At 56.5% G+C, this 23,741-nt stretch carries 21 protein-coding genes and 1 pseudogene; 18 read left to right on the top strand and 4 right to left on the bottom strand.

Going from position 1 to position 23,741, the window contains the following annotated elements:
- Positions 1–28 precede the first annotated feature (28 nt).
- The 14 genes from ACQRA4_RS05330 to ACQRA4_RS05265 all read left to right on the top strand — a co-directional run bounded on the left by ACQRA4_RS05330 (position 29) and on the right by ACQRA4_RS05265 (position 16,462).
- Positions 29–997: an AEC family transporter gene (locus tag ACQRA4_RS05330; RefSeq protein ID WP_427822056.1), complete on the top strand. Its 969-nt coding sequence runs from the start codon at positions 29–31 to the stop codon at positions 995–997.
- Between the two features lie 64 nt (positions 998–1,061).
- Positions 1,062–2,144, top strand: coding sequence for a DctP family TRAP transporter solute-binding subunit (locus tag ACQRA4_RS05325; protein WP_427822055.1), 1,083 nt, complete (start codon positions 1,062–1,064; stop codon positions 2,142–2,144).
- 58 nt (positions 2,145–2,202) lie between these two features.
- The gene (locus ACQRA4_RS05320) at positions 2,203–2,673 is read left to right on the top strand and encodes a TRAP transporter small permease (protein ID WP_427822054.1); all 471 of its coding nucleotides are present in this window, start codon (positions 2,203–2,205) and stop codon (positions 2,671–2,673) included.
- A 9-nt stretch (positions 2,674–2,682) separates the two neighbouring features.
- Positions 2,683–3,981, top strand: coding sequence for a TRAP transporter large permease (locus tag ACQRA4_RS05315; protein ID WP_427822053.1), 1,299 nt, complete (start codon positions 2,683–2,685; stop codon positions 3,979–3,981).
- A 320-nt stretch (positions 3,982–4,301) separates the two neighbouring features.
- Positions 4,302–5,381: a dTDP-glucose 4,6-dehydratase gene (rfbB, locus tag ACQRA4_RS05310; protein WP_427822052.1), complete on the top strand. Its 1,080-nt coding sequence runs from the start codon at positions 4,302–4,304 to the stop codon at positions 5,379–5,381.
- A gap of 11 nt (positions 5,382–5,392) precedes the next feature.
- Entirely contained in the window at positions 5,393–6,268 is an 876-nt protein-coding gene (rfbA, locus tag ACQRA4_RS05305; protein ID WP_427822051.1) for a glucose-1-phosphate thymidylyltransferase RfbA, read from the top strand.
- An 11-nt stretch (positions 6,269–6,279) separates the two neighbouring features.
- A complete protein-coding gene (gene rfbC / locus ACQRA4_RS05300; RefSeq protein ID WP_427822050.1) occupies positions 6,280–6,825 on the top strand; it encodes a dTDP-4-dehydrorhamnose 3,5-epimerase in 546 nt (181 codons plus the stop codon).
- A 12-nt stretch (positions 6,826–6,837) separates the two neighbouring features.
- Complete coding sequence (locus tag ACQRA4_RS05295; RefSeq protein WP_427822049.1) at positions 6,838–7,962, top strand: glycosyltransferase family 2 protein; 1,125 nt, start codon at positions 6,838–6,840, stop codon at positions 7,960–7,962.
- 233 nt (positions 7,963–8,195) lie between these two features.
- Positions 8,196–10,172 (top strand): glycosyltransferase, encoded by a 1,977-nt coding sequence (locus ACQRA4_RS05290; protein WP_427822048.1) that lies wholly within the window; start codon positions 8,196–8,198, stop codon positions 10,170–10,172.
- Positions 10,173–10,262: 90 nt separating this feature from the next.
- The gene (locus tag ACQRA4_RS05285; RefSeq protein WP_427822047.1) at positions 10,263–11,156 is read left to right on the top strand and encodes a TylF/MycF/NovP-related O-methyltransferase; all 894 of its coding nucleotides are present in this window, start codon (positions 10,263–10,265) and stop codon (positions 11,154–11,156) included.
- Positions 11,157–11,202: 46 nt separating this feature from the next.
- Complete coding sequence (locus tag ACQRA4_RS05280) at positions 11,203–12,153, top strand: polysaccharide pyruvyl transferase family protein (RefSeq protein ID WP_427822046.1); 951 nt, start codon at positions 11,203–11,205, stop codon at positions 12,151–12,153.
- A gap of 174 nt (positions 12,154–12,327) precedes the next feature.
- Positions 12,328–13,674: a hypothetical protein gene (locus ACQRA4_RS05275; protein ID WP_427822045.1), complete on the top strand. Its 1,347-nt coding sequence runs from the start codon at positions 12,328–12,330 to the stop codon at positions 13,672–13,674.
- Between the two features lie 191 nt (positions 13,675–13,865).
- Positions 13,866–14,237 carry a hypothetical protein gene (locus ACQRA4_RS05270; RefSeq protein WP_427822044.1) on the top strand — a complete coding sequence of 124 codons (372 nt, stop codon included), beginning with the start codon at positions 13,866–13,868 and terminating at the stop codon, positions 14,235–14,237.
- A 503-nt stretch (positions 14,238–14,740) separates the two neighbouring features.
- On the top strand, positions 14,741–16,462 hold the full coding sequence (locus ACQRA4_RS05265; RefSeq protein WP_427822043.1) for a potassium channel family protein: 1,722 nt from the start codon (positions 14,741–14,743) through the stop codon (positions 16,460–16,462).
- Between the two features lie 97 nt (positions 16,463–16,559).
- Here the strand turns inward: ACQRA4_RS05265 and ACQRA4_RS05260 are convergent.
- The 4 genes and pseudogenes from ACQRA4_RS05260 to ACQRA4_RS05245 form a co-directional block, all read right to left on the bottom strand.
- Positions 16,560–16,793: pseudogene (locus ACQRA4_RS05260) on the bottom strand (aldehyde dehydrogenase family protein); the annotation flags it as partial.
- Between the two features lie 78 nt (positions 16,794–16,871).
- Positions 16,872–18,479, bottom strand: coding sequence for an FAD-dependent oxidoreductase (locus tag ACQRA4_RS05255; protein ID WP_427822042.1), 1,608 nt, complete (start codon positions 18,477–18,479; stop codon positions 16,872–16,874).
- The gene (locus tag ACQRA4_RS05250) at positions 18,479–20,146 is read right to left on the bottom strand and encodes an FAD-binding protein (protein WP_427822041.1); all 1,668 of its coding nucleotides are present in this window, start codon (positions 20,144–20,146) and stop codon (positions 18,479–18,481) included. Before ACQRA4_RS05250 ends, ACQRA4_RS05255 begins: the two co-directional genes overlap by 1 nt.
- A gap of 31 nt (positions 20,147–20,177) precedes the next feature.
- Positions 20,178–20,312: a hypothetical protein gene (locus ACQRA4_RS05245; RefSeq protein WP_427822040.1), complete on the bottom strand. Its 135-nt coding sequence runs from the start codon at positions 20,310–20,312 to the stop codon at positions 20,178–20,180.
- Between the two features lie 438 nt (positions 20,313–20,750).
- Here ACQRA4_RS05245 and ACQRA4_RS05240 point away from each other — a divergent pair, with 438 nt between their 5' ends.
- The 4 genes from ACQRA4_RS05240 to ACQRA4_RS05225 form a co-directional block, all read left to right on the top strand.
- Positions 20,751–21,518, top strand: coding sequence for a GntR family transcriptional regulator (locus ACQRA4_RS05240; protein WP_427822039.1), 768 nt, complete (start codon positions 20,751–20,753; stop codon positions 21,516–21,518).
- Positions 21,519–21,643: 125 nt separating this feature from the next.
- On the top strand, positions 21,644–22,675 hold the full coding sequence (locus ACQRA4_RS05235; RefSeq protein ID WP_427822038.1) for a Bug family tripartite tricarboxylate transporter substrate binding protein: 1,032 nt from the start codon (positions 21,644–21,646) through the stop codon (positions 22,673–22,675).
- 62 nt (positions 22,676–22,737) lie between these two features.
- Positions 22,738–23,217, top strand: a complete 480-nt coding sequence (locus ACQRA4_RS05230) for a tripartite tricarboxylate transporter TctB family protein (protein WP_427822037.1) — start codon at positions 22,738–22,740, stop codon at positions 23,215–23,217.
- Between the two features lie 4 nt (positions 23,218–23,221).
- Positions 23,222–23,741, top strand: a 520-nt coding sequence (locus ACQRA4_RS05225; protein WP_427822036.1) for a tripartite tricarboxylate transporter permease, incomplete at its 3' end; no start/stop codon positions are given.

Genomic DNA, 23,741 nt, shown 5'->3' with positions numbered 1-23,741 from the left:
AATTTCCTCACTGTCTGACCGGATTATCATGGACAGGTTGCTGCTCACGCTCGGAATCATCTTTGCCAGCCTGACCGCCGGCTATGCCTTCCGGCATGCCGTCACGACCGGTCGCGTCCGCCTTTCGGGAGAAGCCCTGGCCCTTGCGCGCCGCTGTCTCCAGACAACGGCGGTTTTTGCGCTCATCCCCGTGTCCGCCATGTTGTCCCTCTGGGGTCTGCCCTCGCCGGACACGCGCCTGCTGGCCCTGCCGCTGCTGGGTCTGACAGCCTGGGTCTGGGGCGGCGCGCTTTCCCTGCTTTTCGCCCGCCTGCTCAGGCTGAACCGTGCCCAGACCGGCAGTTTGTACTGCTGCGGCACGTTCACCAACATCGGCGCTGTGGGTTCGCTGGTCTGCGTGCTTTTTCTGGGCGAAAGCGCCATCGCCCTGGTGGCCCTGTACAGACTTTGCGAAGAGTTGTTCTATTTCAGCGTCTCCTTTCCCATTGCCCGCTGGTACAGTCAGGAGCATGGCGGGCGGCTTTCTTTCCGCAATCTGCGCTTTGATCCCATTTTGAAGGTTGTGCTCAGCGCCCTGCTGCTCGGCATTGCGCTTAACCTGCTGCATGTGCCCCGCCCGGAGTTCTGCGGGCCTCTTGCCTCCGGCTTCATGATTCTGGCCACTGTGCTTTTTCTGTTCGCCATTGGCCTGAGCCTGAAGCTGGCGAGTCTGCGTCGCTACACGCGCCAGAGTCTGGCCGTGTGCATTATAAAATTCATCGGCGTGCCCCTGCTGATTACCGGTCTTGCCAGGTGCATCGGCTATGGAAACGTCGATAACGGCCTGCCCCTGAAGGTGGTGGCCGTGCTCTCGGCCATGCCCGTGGCCATGACCGCCCTGGTGCCGCCGTCCCTGTTTCGCCTGGATCTGGACCTGGCCAACGCCTGCTGGATTTTCAGCACTCTGGCTCTGGCGGCGGTGCTGCCCGCGCTGCTCGCCATACTGCCGCGGCTCTGACATCGCGGCGCGCATGGGGGAAAAGTCAGGCAACCTGAAACATCATTACTGAGGAGGGTTAACGATGAAACGCTTTTTATGCTGGAGCGCCCTGGCGCTCTGCGCCTGTCTGCTGACAGCGCCCCCGCCGGCTGCGGCCGCCCCCTACAAAAGCGAATACAAACTAAGCGTGGTGCCCGGCGCCACCTCCGGCTGGGGCATGACCGCCGCCTATTTCGCCGATTTGGCGCGTAACCGTTCACAGGGGCGCATCAACATCAAGGTCTACCCCTCCAGTCAGTTGCTGGCGGGCAAGCAGACCTCCGAATTTCTGATGCTGCGCAACGGGGCCATTGACTTCGCGCTGGCTTCAACCATCAACTGGTCCCCCCAGATCAAGGAACTGAACCTCACGGCCCTGCCCTTTCTGCTGGCCGTCCAGCCGGACCGTTACAGGGCCATGGATGCCGTCATGGCGGGCAAATCCGGCCAGATGATGGTGGAGGCCATTGAAAAGAAAGGCGTGAAGATCATCGGCTGGGCTGAAAACGGCTTTCGTGAAATGACCACCAGCAAAGGCCCCATCACCACCCCTGCGGATATGAACGGGCTCAAAATCCGGGTGGTGGGCAGCCCCATTTTCATCGAAACCTTCCGCGCCCTGGGCGCCAACCCCGTGAACATGAACTGGAGCGAAGCCACCACCGGCTTCCAGCAAGGCGTGGTGGACGGGCAGGAAAACCCCACCAACGGCATCAACATCCCCCTGAAAATCTGGGACTTTCACAAATATCACTGCGACTGGCACTACATTATCGACCCTCTGCTCATGGGCGTGAACCCCGCGGTCTGGCAAAGCTTCAGCCCTGAGGATCAGAAGCTGCTCAGCGAATGCGCCGCGCAAGCCGAAAAATACGGCAAGGCCCTTTCCCGTCTGGGCATGGACGACGGCGCATCCCTGGCCTATCTCAAAAGCATTGACAAGCTGCCGGCGGTGACCGCCCCCTATGACTGCATGGAGCAGCAAGGCATGATTGTCACCAGGCTGACCCCGGAACAGATTGCGCAATTTGCCGAGGCCACCCGAAAGGTGCGTGAGGACTGGACCGCCAAGATCGGTCCGGAGCTGGTCAAGGCCGCTGAAGCGGACATGGCCGCCGTCAGGTAGATTCTGAGAATGCCGGCGCGGAGGCGGCAGGCTTCCGCGCCGGAATGTGGAGCTCGGCATGTGGCGTTTTCTGGATACGCGCTTTGAAGAGATTCTGGGTTCTCTGCTGCTGGCGGTCATGGCGGGCATCGCCTTCATCAATGTGATCGTGCGCTACTGCACGTCTTTTTCTTTTGCCTGGACCGAGGAACTGACCATCAATTTCTTTGTCTGGATAGTGCTGCTGGGTACGGCGCGCGCCTTCCGCGCAGGCGGGCACCTGGGCATGACCCTGCTGTACGAGGCGTTGCCGCGCAGTGCGCGCCTCTTCTGCTATGTGCTGAGCATACTGCTCTGCATCGCCTTTTTCGGGGCGCTGTGCTGGACAGGCGCGCTGGAAGTGCTGGACGAGCGCGATCTGGAATCCATTTCCGAATCTCTGGGCATTCCGGTCTGGTGGTACACCATCGCCACGCCGCTTTTCTCTTTGCTGATCATTTTTCGCATGCTGCAACGCGCATACGCCGACCTGAGTTCGGGCGAGTATTAGGAGGCGGTCATGGAAGCGACTTTGTTTCAAGCCCCCGCCTTCTGGCTGCTCACGCTCTTCCTGATACCGCTGCTGCTGCGGGCGCCCATCGCCCTTTCCCTGGGTTTCGCGGCCCTGGCGGTCGTATGGAAATGGGATATGGGCTTCAGCATGCTTTCCTACAACTTTTTCGCCGGCATCGCCAAATTTCCCCTTCTGGCCATCCCCTTTTTCATCCTGGCCGGCTATATCATGGAGCGCGCGGGCATCGCGGCGCGTATCGTGGCCCTGATGGAAGCCCTGACCGGCTCCATGACCGGCGGCATGGCGGTGGCCACGGTGGCGGTGGCCACCTTCTGGGGCGCGGTGAGCGGTTCGGGGCCGGCCACGGTGGCCGCTCTGGGGCTGATTCTGATTCCGGGCATGGCTCTGGCCGGCTACGACAAAAGCTTCGCCGCGGCCACGGTATCCGTGACTTCAGGGCTGGCCATCGTCATTCCGCCGAGCATCGCCTTCATCGTTTATGGCGGCGTGGCCAATGTTTCGGTGCCCGCCCTGTTCGCCGCGGGCTTCATCCCCGGCGTCATCGTGGCCCTGTTCATCATGGGGGCGGTGCTGATCATTTCGCGCAAAAGGGGCTATCACGGCGCAAAGCGAGGCCAGCCCGTGGGCAAGGCCTTTCGCGAGGCTTTCTGGGGCATAATGACCCCGGTGGTCATTCTCGGCGGCATTTACGGCGGCGTGTTCACCCCCACAGAGGCCGCGGCCGTGGCCGTGTTCTACGGACTTTTCGTGGGGGTGTTCATTTACAAAACCATCAACAGCATCAGCATGCTGTTTGAGATTTTCTCCGCCAGCATGCGCGCCACGGCCGTGGTGATGATCGTGGTGACCTGCGCGGGGCTCTATTCCTGGGTGGCGTCCACCGTGGGCCTGCTGGAAAAAGGCTCGGCGGCGCTGCTTTCTCTCTCGGACAATCAGTGGGTTGTGCTGCTGATGATCAATGTCATCCTGCTGCTGGCCGGCATGCTGCTGGACGCCATCTCCATTTATTACGTCTTTCTGCCTTTCATGCTGCCCATCATGAGCCACTTTCAGTGGGATCCCATCTGGTTCGGCATCATGATGACGGTCAATCTGGCCGTGGGCCAGGTGACGCCGCCCGTGGCGGTCAACCTGTATGTGGGCGCCAACATCAGCGGGCTGAGCATGGAGCAGATCAGCAAAGCCGCCCTGCCGCTGATTTTTGCCTCTCTGCTGGCCCTGGCCAGCATCATTCTTTTCCCCCGGCTTTCCACCTTTCTGCCGGGCCTGCTCGGCCTGTCGTAACGCCGCGTGAGCTGAAGCGGCGTCATGGAGAGGCGGACACCGCATTGCCGCCGTGCCCGCCCCTCCATGCCTGAAGCTCTTCCGGCAAAAATTCCGATTCCGCTCAATTCGCCCATGATGCAAAAACCGCCGCGAAAAAGCGGCGGCATCCCCCAGGAAGCCGGAGCCAACGGCTCTTCGCAGGCTATTCCCACCCTTTGCGGCGCATCGCCGCCACGCCCCGCGCATGAAAGGCATACAGCCGCACCGCGCGCTTTGCCTTGCGGAACGGATTTTGCTATCATATCAATGGCAAACAATTTATACCACAGGACGGATTGATGACACACACTCTTCTGGTGACGGGCGGCGCGGGCTTCATCGGCTCGGCCGTGGTTCGTGAAGTTCTTGCGGCCAGTGCCTGGCGTGTGGTGAATGTGGATAAACTCACATATTCCGGCAACCTCGCTTCCCTGGCCGATGTGGCGGACAGCCCGCGCTATCATTTCATCCGGGCCGACATTGCGGATGCCGCGGCCATGCGCGCGGCCTTTGAAATTTTTGAACCGGACGCCGTCATGCACCTGGCCGCGGAAAGCCATGTGGATCGTTCCATCGACAGTCCGGCGGCTTTTCTTGAAACCAATGTGCGCGGCACGTTCACCCTGCTGGAAGAAGCCCGCCGTTACTGGAAAAACCTTCTTGCCGCGGATCCGGCCAAAGCCAGGGATTTTCGCTTCCATCACATTTCCACTGATGAGGTGTTCGGCGACCTGAGCGGCGGCGAGGATTTCTTTACAGAAAAAACGCCCTACGCGCCCAGCTCTCCCTATTCGGCCAGCAAGGCGGCTTCGGACCATCTGGTGCGGGCCTGGCAACGCACATACGGCCTGCCCGCCCTGGTGACCAATTGCTCCAACAATTACGGCCCGCGCCAATTCCCGGAAAAACTCATTCCCCTGACCATTCTCAACGCCCTGGCCGGGCGGGAACTGCCCGTCTATGGCGACGGCGGCCAGATTCGCGACTGGCTTCATGTGGAAGATCATGTGCGTGCTCTGCTGCTGGTTCTGGCGCATGGACGCGTGGGCGAGACCTACGCTGTGGGCGGCCATTGCGAACGGCGGAACATCGACGTGGTGCGCGCCATTTGCGACTTTCTGGAAGAAATGGCCCCCCAAAAACCCAAAGGGGTCAGCCGTTATGAAGAGCTGATTCGTTTTGTGCGCGACCGGCCAGGCCATGACGGACGCTACGCCATAGACGCATCCAAAATCGCCACGGAACTGGGCTGGCGCCCACGGGAAACCTTTGCCGCCGGCCTGCGCAAAACCGTGCGCTGGTATCTTGACAACGAAGCATGGTGGCGGGCAATACTGGATGGCAGCTACCGCTGTGAGCGCCTGGGAACGCGTGTCTGAAGGAAATGAGCATGAACTACAAAGGCATTGTTCTGGCCGGCGGCACAGGCACGCGCCTGCACCCCATCACCCTGGGCGTGTCCAAGCAGCTCCTGCCTGTCTATGACAAGCCCATGATCTATTATCCCATGTCCGTGCTCATGCTGGCGGGCATTCGGGATATTCTGGTCATATCCGCGCCGCTGGATCTGCCCCAGTATCAGCGCCTGCTGGGCGACGGCTCCCGTTTCGGACTGAGCCTGAGCTATGCCGTGCAGCCTGAACCGGCGGGCATTGCCCAGGCTTTTCTTATCGGCGAACAGTTTCTGGAATCTTCGCCGGTCTGTCTGATTCTGGGCGACAATATCTTTCACGGTCAGCATTTTACCGAAAAGCTGCTGCGCGCCGCCTCTCAGCGGCGGGGGGCCACCATTTTCGGCTATATGGTCAAAGACCCCGAACGCTTCGGCGTGGTAAGCTTCGACGAAACGGGCAACGCCATAGCTATTGAGGAAAAGCCGGCCAAGCCGCAATCGCCCTTTGCCGTCACCGGGCTGTATTTCTACGACCATAACGTGGTGGACGTGGCCAGGGCCATCAGGCCCTCGGCGCGCAATGAGCTGGAAATCACCAGCGTCAACCAGGCATATCTTGAACGCGGGCAACTGCGCGTGGAAAGACTGGGACGCGGCTTCGCCTGGCTGGACACGGGCACGCACGCCAGCCTGCTGGAAGCCTCGGCCTATGTGCAGACCATTGAGGAGCGGCAGGGGCTCAAGGTGGCCTGCCTGGAGGAAATCGCCTGGCGGCAGGGCTGGATAGACGACGCGACCATGGAACGGGCCGGACAGTTTTTTGCCAAGACCGGTTACGGGCAATACCTGTTGCGTCTGCTGCAAACACGCTGACCGGAGAATGTATGGAATTCAAACCCCTGGCTCCCAATGGGCCCGTGCTGATGATTCCCGCTGTGCACGGCGATGAACGCGGTTTTTTTATGGAAACCTTTCGCCAGAATGAATTTGAGGCCCGGTGCGGCCATCATGTCTTTGTACAGGACAATCACAGCAAATCCCGCAAAAATGTCCTGCGCGGCCTGCACTATCAGCTTGAGCGTCCCCAGGGCAAACTGGTGCGGGTGATTCGGGGGCAGGTTTATGATGTGACCGTGGATCTGCGCGCCTCCTCCCCCACATTTGGTCAAAGCTTTTCCGTGCTGCTGGATGACGCAAACCGGCACATGCTCTGGGCGCCGCCCGGTTTTGCCCATGGCTTTCTGGTATTGAGCCCGGAAGCCGAATTTGTTTATAAATGCACAACATACTATGCGCCAGGGGATGAGCACTGCCTGCTCTGGAACGAGCCTGCCCTGGGCATCGACTGGCCGCTGTCCGGCCAGCGCCCGATCATCTCCGCCAAAGACCGGGAAGGTCTTTCTTTCGCCTCTTGCCCCAAATACCGCTGATCTGGAGCGGATATGGCAAATCAATCGCCGCTCATTTCGGTCATCATACCCTGCTATAACTACGGGCGATTTTTGTCTGAGGCCGCTCACAGCGCCCTTCGCCAGCAAAAAGACGGGCTGGCGGTAGAAGTCATTGTCGTGGATGACGGCTCCACGGACGACACCCCCGCCGTGGCCCGTGGCCTGGGCTCGTCCATTTGCTATATTCATCAGAAAAACCAGGGGCTGTCCGCGGCGCGCAACACCGGCATGCGCGCCGCCCGGGGAGATTTTCTGGTTTTTCTTGACGCCGACGACCTTCTGACCGCCAACACCCTGAGCAGCCATCTGGATAATTTTGCCGCGCATCCCGACACGGATGCCAGCGTCTGTCTGAGCCTTCAGGTTTTTGAGAGGCGGGAAGGCACGGCAAATTATTTATGGCCGCTCAAATGCGCCCATCTGGATATGCACCTGTGCCACAGCAATATCTCGCCCGTGCATACCTTTATGCTGCGCGCCCGCGCCGCGCGCGAGGCCGGTTTTTTTGATCCCGGCCTTAAAGCCTGCGAAGACCAGGATTACTGGCTGCGTTGCGCCGCCGCGGGCAAACGCTTCAGAAGCAATACCGCCGGCATGGTCATTTACCGGCAGCATGGGCAAAGCATGACCAGTCAGATGCCGCGCCAGCTGGCCCATGATGGCGCTCTCCGTTTCAAAATCAGCATGCTGCTGGAAAGCAGGCCGGATTTCCCCCGGGCCGGCAAGTTTTACGGCTGGCTGGCACACGCCGCGGGAACCATCGGCAGCGCCTGCAATCTGTTGCAGACCACGCCGCGCTTCGCGCTCAAGCTGCTGGAAGAATCGGCCCGCGCCATGCTCAGGGCCGCCGCCCTGACGGCATCTTCAGATACGGAAGACCCCCATTTGCTCCTGGCGGGGCGCTATTTTGCAGCGCAGTATTTTCTGCTTGCCAGAAATGTTTCAGCCTCGGTTTCATGCCCTTCGCTGGAAAAAGCCACAGGCTTTCTTGCGCGTCGTTATCCGCAGTTCGTTCAATCGAACGGTCTGGCCACGGAACAAAAAAGACTCTTTCACAAGCTCTGTTGCGAGTATGAACAAATGCAGGCGACGGTCAGAAAGGCTTTTTTGGAATAGAACTTGCATAAACTATGCGAGCAATATCGTGACTGAAAGAACAAGATGCTGATGCGACCGCCAGCGACTGCCCCCGGCGCATGTTTTTCTCAAAATTTACTGTGGCGCAAAATCTTACTGTCACTCTCTGACATGTTTGACAGATGCAGGATATTCTTATGAACACAGATACGCCATATTATCTCAATTTGGGTTGTGGGACTGTATTTCGTACCTCCCCCCAATGGATCAATATGGATGTTGAGCCTGCCGACCGCCGTTCTGTTCACCAGTATCAGCTCCTCATGGGCATTCCCTTTGCCGATGCATCCTTTGAGGCGGTGTACCAATCGCATGTTCTGGAACATTTCCCCCGTGAACAGGCGCCGGCCTTTTTGCGCGAGTGTTTCCGCGTGCTGCGGCCAGGCGGTATTTTGCGCGTTGTTGTACCAGATTTGGAGGGCATCCTGCGCGGCTATCTCGCAGCCCTGGACAGCGCGCGCGCCGGAGAAGCGGGGGCGGAAGACCGCTTGTGCTGGATGCAGGTCGAGCTTCTGGATCAACTGACGCGCCAGTACAGCGGCGGTCTTATGGCCCCGGCATGGCGGCAGGCTGATGAAGCCCTTGCCGCCTTTATTCGGTCAAGGGTGGGGGGCGAGCTGGAAGGCGTCAAACGCGATCCCCAGCCAGCCCCCCTGCATCTGCCTGAGCTTCCCCTGTCCATGCCCAGGCCCGACGCCCACTTTCAGCAAACAGGCGAACGGCATTGCTGGATGTATGACAGCGTGTCGCTGGCTGCGCTTTTGCGCCTGGCGGGCTTTGTCAATGTGCGCGTCACGGGGCGCGTTACCGAGGCGCTGGGAGATTTTCAGCCCGACTGCCTGCCTGATGGTTCGGCACGTAAGCCGGACTCGCTGTACCTTGAAGCGGAAAAACCTCAAGAGGCCGGGCCTTTGCCGGTCAGGGCAGCCTTGTTCAGCACAACTGATCGCGGCGGCGCGGGCATCGCCGCCATGCGCCTGCAGGAAGGGTTGCGACGCGTGGCGGTGTCTTCCGTAGCCTATGTGCAGTATAAATCGACGGCAAAAGAACGTGTGTATGTGCTGCCGCCGGCAAAGCATGATGCTATTGTGCCATATGGCAAGGGAGGGGCGGCCCTTGCGTCGCTGACTCAAAGCGCCGAGCTTCAGAAACAGCTATGGGCCTCATACCCGAATCGTCCCCGTGACTGCGAAATGTTCAGCAGCAGCGAGGCCGCTTCTCATCTGCATGCGGTTCCGTTGCTGGAAAAAAACGATATACTGCATTTTCACTGGATAGCCGGTTTTCTTGATATCCCGGCAGACAGCGGTTTCTTGCGCGGCAAAAAAATCGTCTGGACGCTGCATGACATGAATCCCTTTACCGGAGGGTGCCATTATGCCGACGGTTGCGAGGGCTTTTTGAAACAATGCGGCAGTTGCCCGCAACTGGGTTCCGACAACAGGCATGATCTGTCCTGGCGCACCTGGAAGCGCAAAGAATATGCGTATAGAAATCTGAATATCACCATTGTGGCTCCAAGCGACTGGCTGGCTGAAGAGGCACGCAAAAGCGCACTGCTGGGCCGTTTTCCAGTGCACTGCATTCCCAACGGAGTGCCTCTTGATGTCTTCAGACCGTATCCCAAGGCGGAACTGCGCAAAACTCTGGGCATTCCCCTTGAAGGCAAGGCGCTGCTCTTCAGTGCGGACAACGTGCTTAACCGGCGCAAGGGTCTTGCATATCTTCTTGAGGCGCTGAACAAAATACAGCATGCTGAGGAAGCGCAAAATCTTACCCTCATTCTGCTGGGTAATGGCGGGGAGGCTGTGAAAAACCTGAACTTCCCCGTCAAGGCGCTGGGCCATCTTGCGCATCCGTCCGCTCTGGCTGCAGCATATGCTGCTGCTGATGCGGTTGTGCTGCCAACGCTTGAAGACAATCTGCCCAACGTGCTGCTGGAATCTCTGGCCTGCGGCACGCCGGCCGTGGCATTCGGGGTGGGGGGCATTCCCTCCATTCTTGACCACATGGAAACAGGCTATCTTGCGAAGCCCTGTGATGCCGCCGATCTGGCTGAAGGCCTGCTGTGGGCTCTCAGGCCGCACCCGGTGCGGGCGCGCCTGTGCCGGGCCAAAGCCCTTGAACGCTATGCGCTTGAAACCAACGCGCAACGTTATCATGAACTCTACAAACAACTGCTGTCATAATATGCTCTTGCAGCTGCAAAAGGGTAAAGAGACATGAATACGCAATCTCCCGGTTCACCAGAGCAGGAATCTCGCGAAAAAGCCAGACTGTTGCGCGCGCAAGCGGCACAGGCGCTGCAAAAAGACGATAGCGCCAAAGCGCATCATCTGCTTGCCCTTGCCAAGAGTCTGCGCAGCCCACTGGAAAATATAGACTATCTTCGCGCCCTGACGTTTCTTAAAATGAATAATGCCAGCGCCGCTTATGAAGCGCTGAAAGAAGAGCTGCGCTATTTCCCCGGCAATGCCGCCGCCCTTTCTCTGCTGAATGATATAAAGCCGTCTGACGCCGCTTACGGCGATGGAGAGTTTCAGGAACTGTGCTCAATCATCGCTCCGTTCACTATGGTAGGGCCTCTCCGCCTGCGTTCGTTATATGAAAATGCCGTAAAAGTATGCCGCTCAGGCCCGCAGGGCAATTTCGTGGAATGCGGAGTGGCCGCTGGCGGCACCAGCGGGCTTCTTTCCGCTGTCATCAAAAGGCGCGATCCATCCCGGCGCTTATTTTCCTGCGACAGTTTCAGCGGCATGCCGCCGTCCACGGCGGAAGATGTTTCCAGAGACGGTCAGGGCGCGCATGAAACAGGCTGGGGCGAAGGAACCTGCGCCGCGCCGGCGAGCAGCCTGATCAACCTTTGCGAACAGTTGGGCACTCGTGACCATGTTACCCCCGTCAAAGGTTTTTTTGAAGAGACCCTGCCCCGGCGCGCGGAGGAATTTGGCCCGATCGCCTTTCTTCATATGGATGGAGACTGGTACAGCTCAACAAAGGTCATTCTGGAAAATCTTTATGATAGGCTTGTACCCAATGCCTATATTCAGATAGACGACTATGGGTATTGGCTAGGATGCCGCAAAGCTGTAACAGAATTTTTTAATGAACGCAGCATACATTTTGAATGTCACAACATCGATGCAACAGGCGTGTGGCTTACAAAAATATAATAATTTAGTATTGTTGCTTAAAAAGCAATAATCTTGTGAGGCGCAGATGCTGATTTCGTATTTTGATACAACCATATGCAATGACAACCTGGGAAATTCAATTATAACGGAAGGCGTACTGGACTTTTTCGACGAAATTTTCCCGGAGGCTTTTCTGATCAAGATTCCTTACATTGAAGGCATCGAGAGTCATTCGCTTTCATATATAAAAAGAAGTGATTTTACTTTTTTTGCGGGAACAAACAGCTTAAACAGCCATATGGCAAACTATAATCAATGGGGTATTACAAAGAGGAATAAAACTCATATAAAGGATGTTATTTTATGTGGCCTTGGATGGTGGCAATACGAAGATGAACCTGATGAATATACAAAAGATATATTATACAGTGTGTTAAACAAAAACTATATACATTCTTTGCGAGACAACTATACAACAAACAGGCTGCGCGGCATAGGATTTAATAATGTCATCAATACAGGCTGTCCAAGCATGTGGCGATTAACGCAAGAATACTGTGCAGACATTCCCACAGCAAAGGTTGATTCTGTGGTAGTAACTTTTACAAACTACAATCAGCATCCAGCTATGGATAACGCATTGATGCATCTGTTGAAAAAACTTTATAAAAATATTTACCTGTGGGTGCAGGGCCCGCAGGACTATGAATACGGCCGCAGGCTCTGCCCGGAAGTGACCATACTGCCACCGCGCCTGAGCGCCTTGGATGATATCTTGCGTAGCGAAAACATTGAATATGTCGGAACACGGCTTCATGCCGGCATTCGGGCGTTGCAGCATAAACGACGCGCAACCATAATCGGCATTGACAACAGAGCCATAGAGATCAGCAGAGACACGAACCTGCCAGTCGTGCCCCGCGGCGATTGGCAGACATTGTACGCACACCTGACAAGCTCAAAGCCCACTATCATCAATATGCCCTGGGAAGCCATCAAACTCTGGAAGTCACAGTTCAGCGCATCTTCCAAATGAAAATACGCTGCTAATCGTAAACGGAGGCCAGCACCGCGCAGACGTAGGCATGTGCGCGCCACGCACCGAAGCGACCGTACTGCGAAGATTGTACATTTTCAAAATCAAAAAGTTCCATGCTCAGCCTTCATGTAACCAGCTTAACAGCGATTATGGCACAATAAGGTAATCATTATGCATGTTATAGATATAAAACCAGGCGATGTATCATGGGTAGGATATAAATTTCTTGATGCAAACACGCACTCTTTTCTCTATAAGGGGCAATACTATAAAGCTGTTTTGCCCACATCCTCCATACACAATTCTGAGAAATTTGATATTCTTCTATCTCGTATGACGGAGAGGGGTTTTATCCCCAAAACGCAAAAAACATCTATTAAAATTGGCGACTATGCAAGCGTTTATCATCAGAAAACAAACTTCTTCTCTGTCGCCTTACAGGAACAACCTTTTGAATCAGTGAGACAAAGCGCTCGGCTTGTGCTCAATATATTTTTGTATTTGCTAACACATAATCTTACTTTATTTGACGGACATACGCATAATATTATTTTTCAAGAAAATAACAAACCTTTATGGTGCGATATTGGCTCTATCGTTCCATATAATGAAGATATATTCAGGTCTTCCTTTATCCAGTTCATCAAGTATTTCATATATCCTATTCTTATCAGGGAAAAGTCTCCGTATCTTGAACCTGTCGCCCGGCTTGGATTGAATCAGGGGATATCACACGAACTATTTCATATTTTGACTGATAATCTCGATTTACTGAAACTTGTTACTGATAGTAACTATACCGCACAAAACATTTGTAACGCAACATTGGAGCGGATAAATTTAGTTGATTTCAAATACCATAAAACTGATTGGGGGGGGTATTACGATAATGTCTCTGATGAAATAGACGAATATAAGAAACCAGCACCAGGCAAAGACAATCGAGAGGCTGTTATCGCATCCATGCTCAAGGCTGTTCGACCCAAATATCTCGTTGATATTGGCGCCAATGCAGGACGATACTCCAGACTTGCGGCAAAATTGGGGGCGCGCGAAGTCCTGTCCATTGAGCCGGACGATGTTGCAATGGCAAAAAACTGGTTCACCTTGCAGCGCGAGGCACTGCCCATCACGCTCTTGCAGCAAGGGGTTTCGCTGACCCCCTTTAAACAGCCCGGGGATACCGCCATAGCCCTCGCTCTCACCCACCATCTCTTTTTTACAGAAAAAATGCCGTTTCGACTGATAGCGTCATGCCTGGCCTCTTATACAACCCGCCACCTGATTACAGAATTCATGCCGCACGGCATGCTGGGCAAGGACAAGCCGGTGGAACTGCCGCGGGACTACTCGCTGGAGATTTTTGCCAAGCAGCTTGAGAGGCACTTTGCCAGTGTGGAGGTCATCGAATACCCGTTTCCCGTTGAAAGCAGCCCGCGCGTGCTGATCGTCTGCAACGAGAAAAGAGCCATCCCCCTGGATGATGGTCAGGGCAATCTGAATCGCGCCCCGGCATAAGGACGCGGCCCCCGTCCTTTCCCTGGCTGATTACGCGGGGTTCACCCTGATGGCTTTTCCGGGAATACTTTTTACCGCTATCAGGCCGCTCGTGACGCGGGCGGGCTTGAAGCCCCGTTTGAGCTCAGCCGCGGAAAGACGAATCTGAAAAATCGCTCCGTTCCATCTGGTTGCGCCATGACCTTGCTTCCATGAGACAGCGCCTGACAGCCCTGGAAAAAATATCCGCTGAACAAGCTCTGGCGCTGACCGAAGCGCGAGTACAGGCTCTGGAGTGCAAGAAACGGGATGATGAGGCGTCGGGAGAGCTTGAAAGCCATCATCCCGGCTATCCCGGCAGTCAGAACACCTTTCATGTGTCGCGCTCAGGGTATCAGCAAACCTTTGCGGATACCTATTCCAAATGGGCGACAGTCAAATTCTATCCCACCGGAACACCCATCACCGGAGCCGACCTTCTGAACGACCGGGTTTTGCCTTTTTTTTGCGTCACAGCGAATGGAAATTATCCGTATCCTGACGGATCGGGGCACGGCATACCGCGACAAACTGGAAACGCATGACTGCCAGCTTTACCTTGGTGTGAACGACATCGAACATGCCGGAATCAGGGCGCGTCATCCGCAATCCAACGGCATCCGCGAAGTTTCCGCAAGACCATTCCGCCTGAATTTTGCCAGGTTGCGTTCCGGCGCAAATTATACCACTCTCTGAAGGAGCTTCAGAGCGACTTGGATATCGGGCTGGAGCATTACAATACCGAGCGAACCCATCAAGGTAAAATGCGCCGCGGCAGGACGCCCATGCAAACCCCGCCTGATGGAAAAAACTCTGGAACCAAAAGGTCGGACAGCTTAACCAGGCGGACAGGCAGAAACCTCAAAACGGAAAAATTTGTCAGATCAAGCCTGAGCCACTACGCCATGCGCCGACCTCGCCTCGCGGAGAAACGCGCTTCTTCCGCTTGCGCGCGGCGCGGGCGTCCGCTCTCGCGATCTCCCAGAGCGAATGCGTTTTCAAAAGCGTTTCGCTCTGCTGTCTTTCACCTTCAGCCTCACCAGACGCCATGAAATTTCTTTCGTCACAGATCACCATGTTCATGCAACAGCGCGGCGTACGCCGCAACATGGGATTCCTGCTGCGCTTTTTCGCCATGCTGCTGGCTCTTATCATCATCTACAGCATTCTTTTTCACTACATCATGCAGCATGAAAACCGCAGCTTTTCCTGGGTGACCGGCGTGTACTGGACGCTGACGGTCATGTCCACCCTGGGCTTCGGCGATATTACCTTCACCTCGGATCTGGGGAGAATTTTCTCCATCGTGGTGCTCATGTCAGGGGTGCTCTTGCTGCTGATCATGCTGCCCTTCACTTTCATCCAGTTTTTTTACGCCCCCTGGCTGGAGGCGCAGAAAAAAGGACACACGCCCCGTTCCATCCCGGTGGACGCCAGGGGGCATGTCATTGTGGCCGGCACCAGTCCCATTGCCCTCAACCTGGTGGATGATCTGAAAAACTACGGCGCGCGTTGCGTGCTGCTCTGCCACGACAGCCAGACCGCTCTGGAAATGCTGGATCAGGGTTACGAAGCTGTGGTGGGCGAACACGATTCAAGCGAGGTATACCGCAACCTGCGCCTGCCCGAAGCCGCGATGCTGGTGGCTCTGGACAGTGACGTGCGCAATACCAACATTGTTTTCACCGCCCGCGAGGTGGACGCCGGGGTGCCCATTGTGGCGGCGGCCCAGAGCGAAGACGCCATCGACATTCTGCAACTGGCGGGCGCCTCAAATGTTTTCCAGTTTCACAAACTGCTGGGCGAAGCCCTGGCCCGGCGCGTGCTCAACGCGCAGGCACGCTCCAGTGTGATCAGCCGCTACAATGAGCTGGTGGTGGCCGAGGCCCCGGTCATGCGCACGCCGCTGGTGGGCAAATCGCTTCGCGAAAGCGGTCTGCGCAACGCCACCGGCGCCAATGTGGTGGGCCTGTGGGAACGCGGCAAATTCCTGCTTCCCGCGCCGGACACCGTTTTTACGGATACCACGGTCATGGTCATCGCCGGCGACTGTCGCCAGATTGACGCCGTCAACCATCTGCTGGGCCCGTGCGACCCCGCCGCAAAGACCTGCAACGAGGCTCCGGTGGTCATTCTGGGCTGCGGACGTGTGGGCCTGGCGGCGGCCCGGCAACTGCACGCCAGCGGTCGCGTTTACAGCATTGTGGACAAAAATCCCAAACCCCGCGTGCCGAAAGAACACCTGATCGCGGGCGACGCCGCCGACCTGGATGTGCTGGAAAAAGCGGGCATCCGCACGGCCCCTTCGGTGCTCATCACCACCCATGACGACGACACCAACATCTACCTGACCCTCTACTGCCGTCGTCTGCGCGAAGACATCCAGATCATCAGCCGCGCCACACTCGACCGCAATGTGGGCATTCTGCATGCGGCCGGTGCCGACCTGGTGCTCTCCCTGGCCTCCATGGTCACCAACAGCATCATCAACCTGCTGGCGCCCGGCAAGGTGCTGATGATCAACGAGGGGCTGAACATTTTCCGCAGCGCCGTGGGCAAAAGTCTTGCCGGCAAGCCGCTCATGGGCAGCGGCATCCGCAGCCGAACCCATTGCAGCGTCGTGGCCCTGCGCGACCGCGAGGGCGTCATGCACATCAACCCCGACCCCAGCCATGTTTTTGCGGAAGGGGAAGAAATGTACATCATCGGAGATTCTCAGGCGGAAAAAGCCTTTTATGAAGAATACGGGCAGGGCGGCGCATTGTATTAAACAAAATGTCGGTATGCCGCGAACCATGCGTCCGTTCACTGATGAGCATCGCTCCGAGATTTTGCTCTCGGAGCGATGCAAATAATGCGGAATATGCTCAGACGTCTTCAAGTCCTCCGACGAGTAAGACGTATTTTGTCTCCGTGTATTCTTCGAGGCCGTAGGCCCCTCCCTCGCGTCCGGGGCCGCTTTCCTTGACGCCGCCGAAAGGCGCTTCTCCTGTCGCCAGGGCCACTTCGTTGACTCCCGCCATACCATAGTCGAGCTTACGGCTGACACGCCAGATGCGCCCAATGCCCCGGGTGAAAAGACAGGAGGCTAGGCCATAGGACGTGTCATTCGCCCCCTCCCGTCATAAAGATGGAACCGCGCCGGAACCAGTCGATTCCGGCGCGGAAAATGTGAGAGGTCAGCGCAAAAGGTAGGGAATTTCCACACGCAATGCCTGTTCGGGACATTCCACTTCGCAGGGAAGACAGAAGCAGCAACTTCTGTATTTGCCGTAGACTGAACCGCAGGATCGACAGCGGCCCGCTTCCATTCTCGCCTGTTCGGGTTTGAGGCTGCCCTCCACCACCGCGTAGTCGCCTTTTCCCTCGCAGACATGGTTTGGCGACTCCTGCCGAGGAACGTCCGCGCCCCGGTCTGTATTCACCCTGAAGTCTGTCTCCACAGGGCCCGGATAGTTTCGGCCATAACGCAGGTGCTGCCCGTTGACAAGGCGATGGGCGGATTCTGCCGCAGCGCGACCCGAAGCCATGGCCCCAATCACGGAACCGGGCCCCGTCAGAAAGTCTCCGGCCACAAAGAGCTTGCGACTGCCCCATTGTTTTGTCAGGCTGTCCACGGAGGCCAAATCTTCAAGCCTGAGGCCGGAGCCATTCAATACCCCGGGCTCGCGCATCTGGCCGATGGATATCAGAACATGATCCGCATTCAGCGTCTGGGTGACGTTTTCGTCGAAAACCGGGGCGAAGCGGCCCTGATCATCAAAAACCCGCAAACAGCGTCTCAAGACAAGGCCTGTGACTCGTCCTGCGGTTTCATTCAGGCGCACCGGCCCCCAGCCACACAAAAATTCGACGCCCTCCTCTTGAGCCTGCCGCACTTCCTGCGCAAAGGCGGGAAGCTCTGCGGGCTGCTCCAGCGCGGCCACTGCCACTCTGGACGCGCCCTGGCGTAATGCGGACAGGGCCGTATCTATGGCCACGTTGCCACCGCCGATGACGATGACATTGCCAGGCAGTTCCGGCGCGCTCCCTGCTCGCGCGGCAGCCAGAAAATCTGTTCCGTTCTGAACCCCGACCAGCTCCTCGCCCCGCGTGTGAAGTCGCCTGCCTTGGCCAAGTCCAGCCGCGAGAATCACTGCGTCGTGCTCTTGTTCCAAATCGGTCAGCGTTTTGTCTTCGCCAATGCGACTGTGAAATGCGAACTCAACGCCGAGATGGGGCAAGACAGAGAGTTCGCGCCGCACCGTCTCTTCGGGCAGGCGGAAGGCGGGGATGCCCTTCGCAAGCTGGCCGCCGGCAAGGCCGTTCATCTCATGCACAACGACGCTGTGCCCCTGGCGCGCCAGATCATAGGCCGCCACCAGACCCGCCGGCCCCGACCCGACAATGGCGATGCTTTTACCGCTGTCCGGAGCCCTAGAGGGCAAGGAAACACTTCTGCCAGATTCGCAGTCGAAGAGATAGCGCTTGAGGCCGCGGATGTTGACAGGGGCGTCGGTCTTGCCCCGCTCGCAGACAGCTTCGCAGGGATGATGGCAGACCAGGCACACCATTTCGGGGAAGGGAAGTTTTTCACGGATGAGTTCGCGTGCCTTGTCTTCCTCGCCGCGCAGTATGAGCCGCACATAGCCCTGCACGTTAACTTCCATGGGGCAGGCCTGGCGGCAGGGGGCGAGTTTGAGACGCAGGTTGTCCAGAACACAGGTATCAACGCACTTGCCGCAAAAAATACATTTATCCGCGTTTACCCGAATGTTGTCTGAAAGCGCTCCAAGATAGCCGGCCATCAGTTCTCACCCCCTTTCGTCATCGTAATTACGTCCTTGTGTGTAATACATACGTCGTCCGGCCCATCCCCTTTGGTCAGCACAATGTGCTTTTTCCACTCGGCGTCGTTCTTTTCAGGGAAATCCGTTCTGTAATGCCACGGGTACCAACGCGTTTCCTTGCGCTCCTTGGAGGCAATCGCGCTCAGGTAGCCGCATTCGATAATATTTTCCAACTCAAAGGTCTTGAACAGATCATGAGCGTCTTCAATGCGCACCAGCGTGTCCAGTTCCTTGCGGAAACGCCGCATCCACCAGATGGCCCGATCCAGCTTGTAGGCGTTTTTGGGGGGCTTCAAGTAGTCGCCGATGATCCGGCGAACCTTGTACTCAAATTCGTCCACATCAATCTCGTTGCCGCTCTGGGCCAGACGGCGATCAATTTTATCAAGAACCGCGTTTACAGCGCTCTCGTCCACGGGAACATGCGGCAATGCGGCAGCGCGCTTTCCGGCGTTCTCCGCGCAGATCTCGCCGTAGACAAAGGCTCCGGAAAGGTGGCCTCGCGCGCACAGCGAGGTGTCTCCGGCCGCGTAAAGACCGGGCACGTTGGTTTCCCCTTCCTCGTTGATTCGCACGCCGGTTAGGCCGTGCCCGCCGCAGAGAAAGACCTCGGTGGGCCAGAGTTCGATTTCGCCGGTGCGGAAATCATTATTGCGCCCTTCGTGAAAACGCTGGCAGGCGGGACGTTCCGTGGTGAAAAGAAGGTCTTCGATTTCCTTGATTTTTTCTTCAGGAAGATGATTAAGTTTGATACGCAACGGGCCCTGGTTTTCAAGATGTTCCGCGAACATGGATTTGATCGACGGGTGATCTTTGTCGCGGCGCTCGTTAAAGGCGTTAAGCAGATGCGCTCCGCGGGTAAGGGTGATGTACAGCAGCGGCGCGTTGATGTCTTTAGTGATATAGTAGACAAGCGTGTACTCGAAACCGCTCATCTCCGCTCCAGCGCGGTAGGCGAGCATATAGCCGTCGCCGGTGTTGCCTGGAAAATCGTAGACGCCGTAGAGATGCCCGTTGTCCGGCAGGCCGAAGCGGGCCGTGCCCCCGGCGGAAAGAATGACGCTTTTGGCCCGAATTACGAGGGGAGCGCCAGTGCGCACGTTGAGGGCCACGGCTCCGCAGACCTCTCCGTCATGCTTGAGCAACTGCACGGCCATGGTCCGGTTCAGCACTTTTGCTCCAAGTTTTTGCGCCTTTTCGGCCAGCATTGTCTTGAGTTCCGGCTCTTTCATTGTGACGCAGAAGCGGCCTTTGGGGTGTACCTGCAGAACCTCGTATTCGCCGTCGTATTTCGGGAAGCAGACCCCCCAGTCAACCAAACGCTGCATGACATCGTAACTGCGCTCAGCCATCCGGTAGTTGACTGGCTCGTCCATGACGCCGTCACAAGCCAAACCATTTCCTTCCACATATTCTTCCGGCGAACTGATGCCTGGAATGGCGACGATATTCAGGGCGTCCATACCCCTGGCGATGCAGCCGGAATACTTGATGTCGCCTTTTTCCAGAATCAGAACGTCCTGGTCTGGATACAGGGTTTTTGCCCGGATGGCTGACATGGCTCCCGCGCTGCCGCCTCCCACGATAAGAATGTCGGTATCTATAACAGGATAGTCGCGTTTCATCGAAGCTCCTTTGCTTTTGCCCGCTGCCCTATCAGCGCGGTAATGTTTCGCATTTATGGGCAACTGTTCCGTTGCAACAAGCGCCTTGAATCAGATGTTTATCCCCTTCGACCGGCAGACGCTTTTGTTTGCATACAGCAATATGCATCCAGAGAATATCCAGCATGCAACTTGCTTATGCAGACATCCTCCCAAAATAGCGGTTAGAAAAAACAACGCATCCCATAAGACTGACAAAATGGCGACGGCAACGAGTACGCCGGTTCCAAAATCTTTCAGTCATGTGAGTATCCGCTACACAAACGGGGAATCATGTTTCATGCAAACTCCCGCTAATCGTATCGGCCCGGCGCCCGGCAGCGGGCGGCTCACGGGCACGACACTGGCTGAGGATGAAAGAAAGGGCAGGCCTCGTAAGAATTGATATAAATGTTTATATCAATTTTATCAAGAAAAAATAATGGGAAAATGAAATTTTTCTTGCAGACAGAGGAAATTTTCTGAAATAGCTTGTTCTCGACGGCTTTGGCGGCTCACGCAGATGCGTCGCAAGCCCGTTGACGAATATTGATATAAATGTATATACCAATACCAAGGAGAGCACATGGAAAATTTGACCCGATTTTTCCAGGAGCAAAGCGCCGCCATCTCCAACGCGGAGTACCTGCCTTCCTATAAAAAAGTGCAGATGGCCATTCTGGCCGGAGTGCAACAAGGAATTTGGAAAGAAGGCAGCCTGCTGCCGCCCGAACGCAAACTGGCCGAAATTTGCGGCATGAGCGTCGGCACCATCAAACGCGCCATGCTGGAACTGGTGCATCAAGGCTGGCTGTACCGTCGTCAGGGCAGCGGCACCTATGTTTCCGGCGCGTCATTCACCCGGCAGCATCGCCGCTACTATCTGCTGTTGAAAGATTTTCATGAAAAAGAATCACCCAATGCCGTCAAACTGCTGAGGGTCAACCGCATCAAGGGCATGCCGGCCGCAAACAAGGCGCTGGGCCTGGAAGCTGAAGAAGAACTTTTTGAAATTGTACGCGTTTTTCATGAAGAAGAGCGCAAATGCGTTCTTTCATATTCCTATTTGCCGGTTTCACGTTTTGCCGGTCTGGACATGATCTGTCGCAAACGACTGGAAAACGTGCCGCTCTACATTGTTCTTGAAGAAGATTACAAGACGCAAATTGTCAAAACTGAAGAATTATTTTCTTCCATTTTAGCTGACAGTAACAAAGCAAACATTCTTGATATAAATGAAAATACTCCACTGCTGAAAATAGAAGCCCTATCATACACAATGAATGAGATACAATTTGAATACAGAATCAGTTATTGCATTACTGGAGAGAAGAAAATATATAGAATAATATAAATATAATATTTATTATAACCAAGGAGGGCAACACAAGCATAATTTATATTCTCGCCTAAAGTTTCCCAAACGACTATGGCAGGGCAGGCCGTACGCGCTTTGGAAAAACAAAAAGGAGAGTTACGATGCGAAATCATTGCACATACCCCAGCGATTCAGGCTGTACCGCGCGCAACGCAGCCTCCCCTCTGCGGGCATGCTTCATCCCGCTGATTGTTTGCCTCGTGCTGGCTTTGGGCGGCATGGCGCAAGCCGCCGCCAACTGGCCCCAGCGCCCCATTACTGTCTATATTCCTCTGGGCGCGGGCGACAGCTCAGACCTGTTTGTGCGCCTGATCACCCCGCATATGGAAAAATTCCTGGGCCAGCCGCTGGTACTGGTCAACAAGCCCGGTTCCGGCGGGGCTGTGGCCATCGCGGCTCTGAGCCGGGCCGAGCCTGACGGCTACACCATGTCCTGGGCCAATCTGCCCACTCTCTCCATTCTGCCTCAGATGCGCAAGCTTACCTATGATGAGACCAGGCTGGTCTATGTGGCTACGCCCCTGCAGTACGAATACATACTGTATGTAAGTTCCAAGTCGCCATATACAACGCTGCGCGAACTGCTGGACGCCGCCAGAAAAGACCCGCAGGCCATTCGTTACGGCACGCCGGGACAGGGCACAACCAACCACCTGGGAATGGCATGGCTGGCCGCGCATGAGAAGGCGCACATGACCAACGTGCCTTTTGAGGGCAACCCCAAGGCCATTTCAGCTGTGGCGGGCGGGCATTGCGAAGCTGTAAACACGTCGGTAACGGCTTCGGTCTCTCCCTATCAGGCGGGGCTTGTGCGCCCTCTGGCCGTATTCAGCGATTTTCGCGTTTCCATGCTGCCGGACACGCCCACGCTCAAGGAGCTGGGCTACAACTTCAGCCAGTATTCCTGCATGGGCGCGGTCTTCCCATCCGGAACGCCGGAGGATATCCGCAAGCGCATGGAAGACGCCATCCGTTTTGCCGTGGAACAGCCGGACGTCCGCCAGCGCGCTGCTGACACCCTGCATGCCAAGATCGTCTTTCGCAACGGCGCGGACTACAAGCGTCTTTGTGAAGACTATCGGCTCATCTGGGGCAAGGTGCTGAAGGAAGTCGGCCTCAAGCGCGAAAACTAGAGCATCCGACATTGAAACGGCCCGGCGGCTTGTGCCGCCGGGTTTTCCTCCAGGGAGGCTCCATGCGCATCCGGAAAGATTACATGGGGTTTGCGTTTCTGCTCTTTCTTGCGGCGGCCAACCACTGGCTGCTCATCCCCGGCCAGGTGCTGGCGGAAGGTTCCGAAACCTTCTACCCCTATCTTCTGAACACCGCTCTGGTTATCCTGCTGCCCTGCTATGCATGGGAGATATGGCGATCTCGCGGGCGGAACGACGCGCCTCTGTTCTGGGAACCCGGCCTTGCGGATTTGGGCAGGATACTTTGTCTGCTGGGCGGCATCTGGCTGTGGGCCGACGCCATGAAACATCTTGGCTTCATTCTTCCCACGGCCTTCTTCCTGGCATTGTGCGGCTGGCTTTATGGAGAAAAAAGCGTACGGAAGCTTGCTCTGCTGGCCCTGGTCAGCCCTTTTGTCCTGTACGCGCTTTTTACCATGCTTGGCGCGGCCCTTCCGCAAGGCGGCATTGAAATCTGGCTTTCGCCCCTGTTAGTGAGGTAACGCAATGCTGGACATATTTTCCCACCTTTTGGCGGGGGCCGCTCATGCCATTACCCTGTCCAACATTCTCGGCTGTCTGCTGGGCTATGCCGTGGGAGTGATCTGCGGCTCCATTCCCGGCCTTATGGGCGTAACGGGCATGGCCCTGCTTTTGCCCTTTACCTTCACCATGTCCCCCCTGTTTGCCATCGCGGCCATGATGGGCTGTTACAAAGGCGGCTGCTACGCGGGCTCCATTACCGCCACCCTTTTTAACATTCCCGGCACGCCCGAGGCCGCCGCCACAGTGCTTGACGCCTACCCCATGAACCGGCGGGGCGAACAGAAGCGGGCTCTGGAGCTGACCCTGTGGGCTTCTGTCATTGGAGGAACCATCAGCAATATTCTTCTGATTTTCACCGCGCCGCCCCTGGCCCGCGTAGCCGTGCGCATCGGCCCCGCCGAAACCGCGGCTCTCGTGCTCTTTTCTCTGACAGCCGTTGTGGGCCTCATGGGCAACAGCCGCATGGGCATCTGGAAAGGTT

This window comes from Desulfovibrio sp. SGI.169, assembly GCF_050313595.1.
Classification (GTDB): Bacteria; Desulfobacterota; Desulfovibrionia; order Desulfovibrionales; family Desulfovibrionaceae; genus Desulfovibrio.
This window is presented reverse-complemented; position numbering and strand designations above follow the sequence as displayed.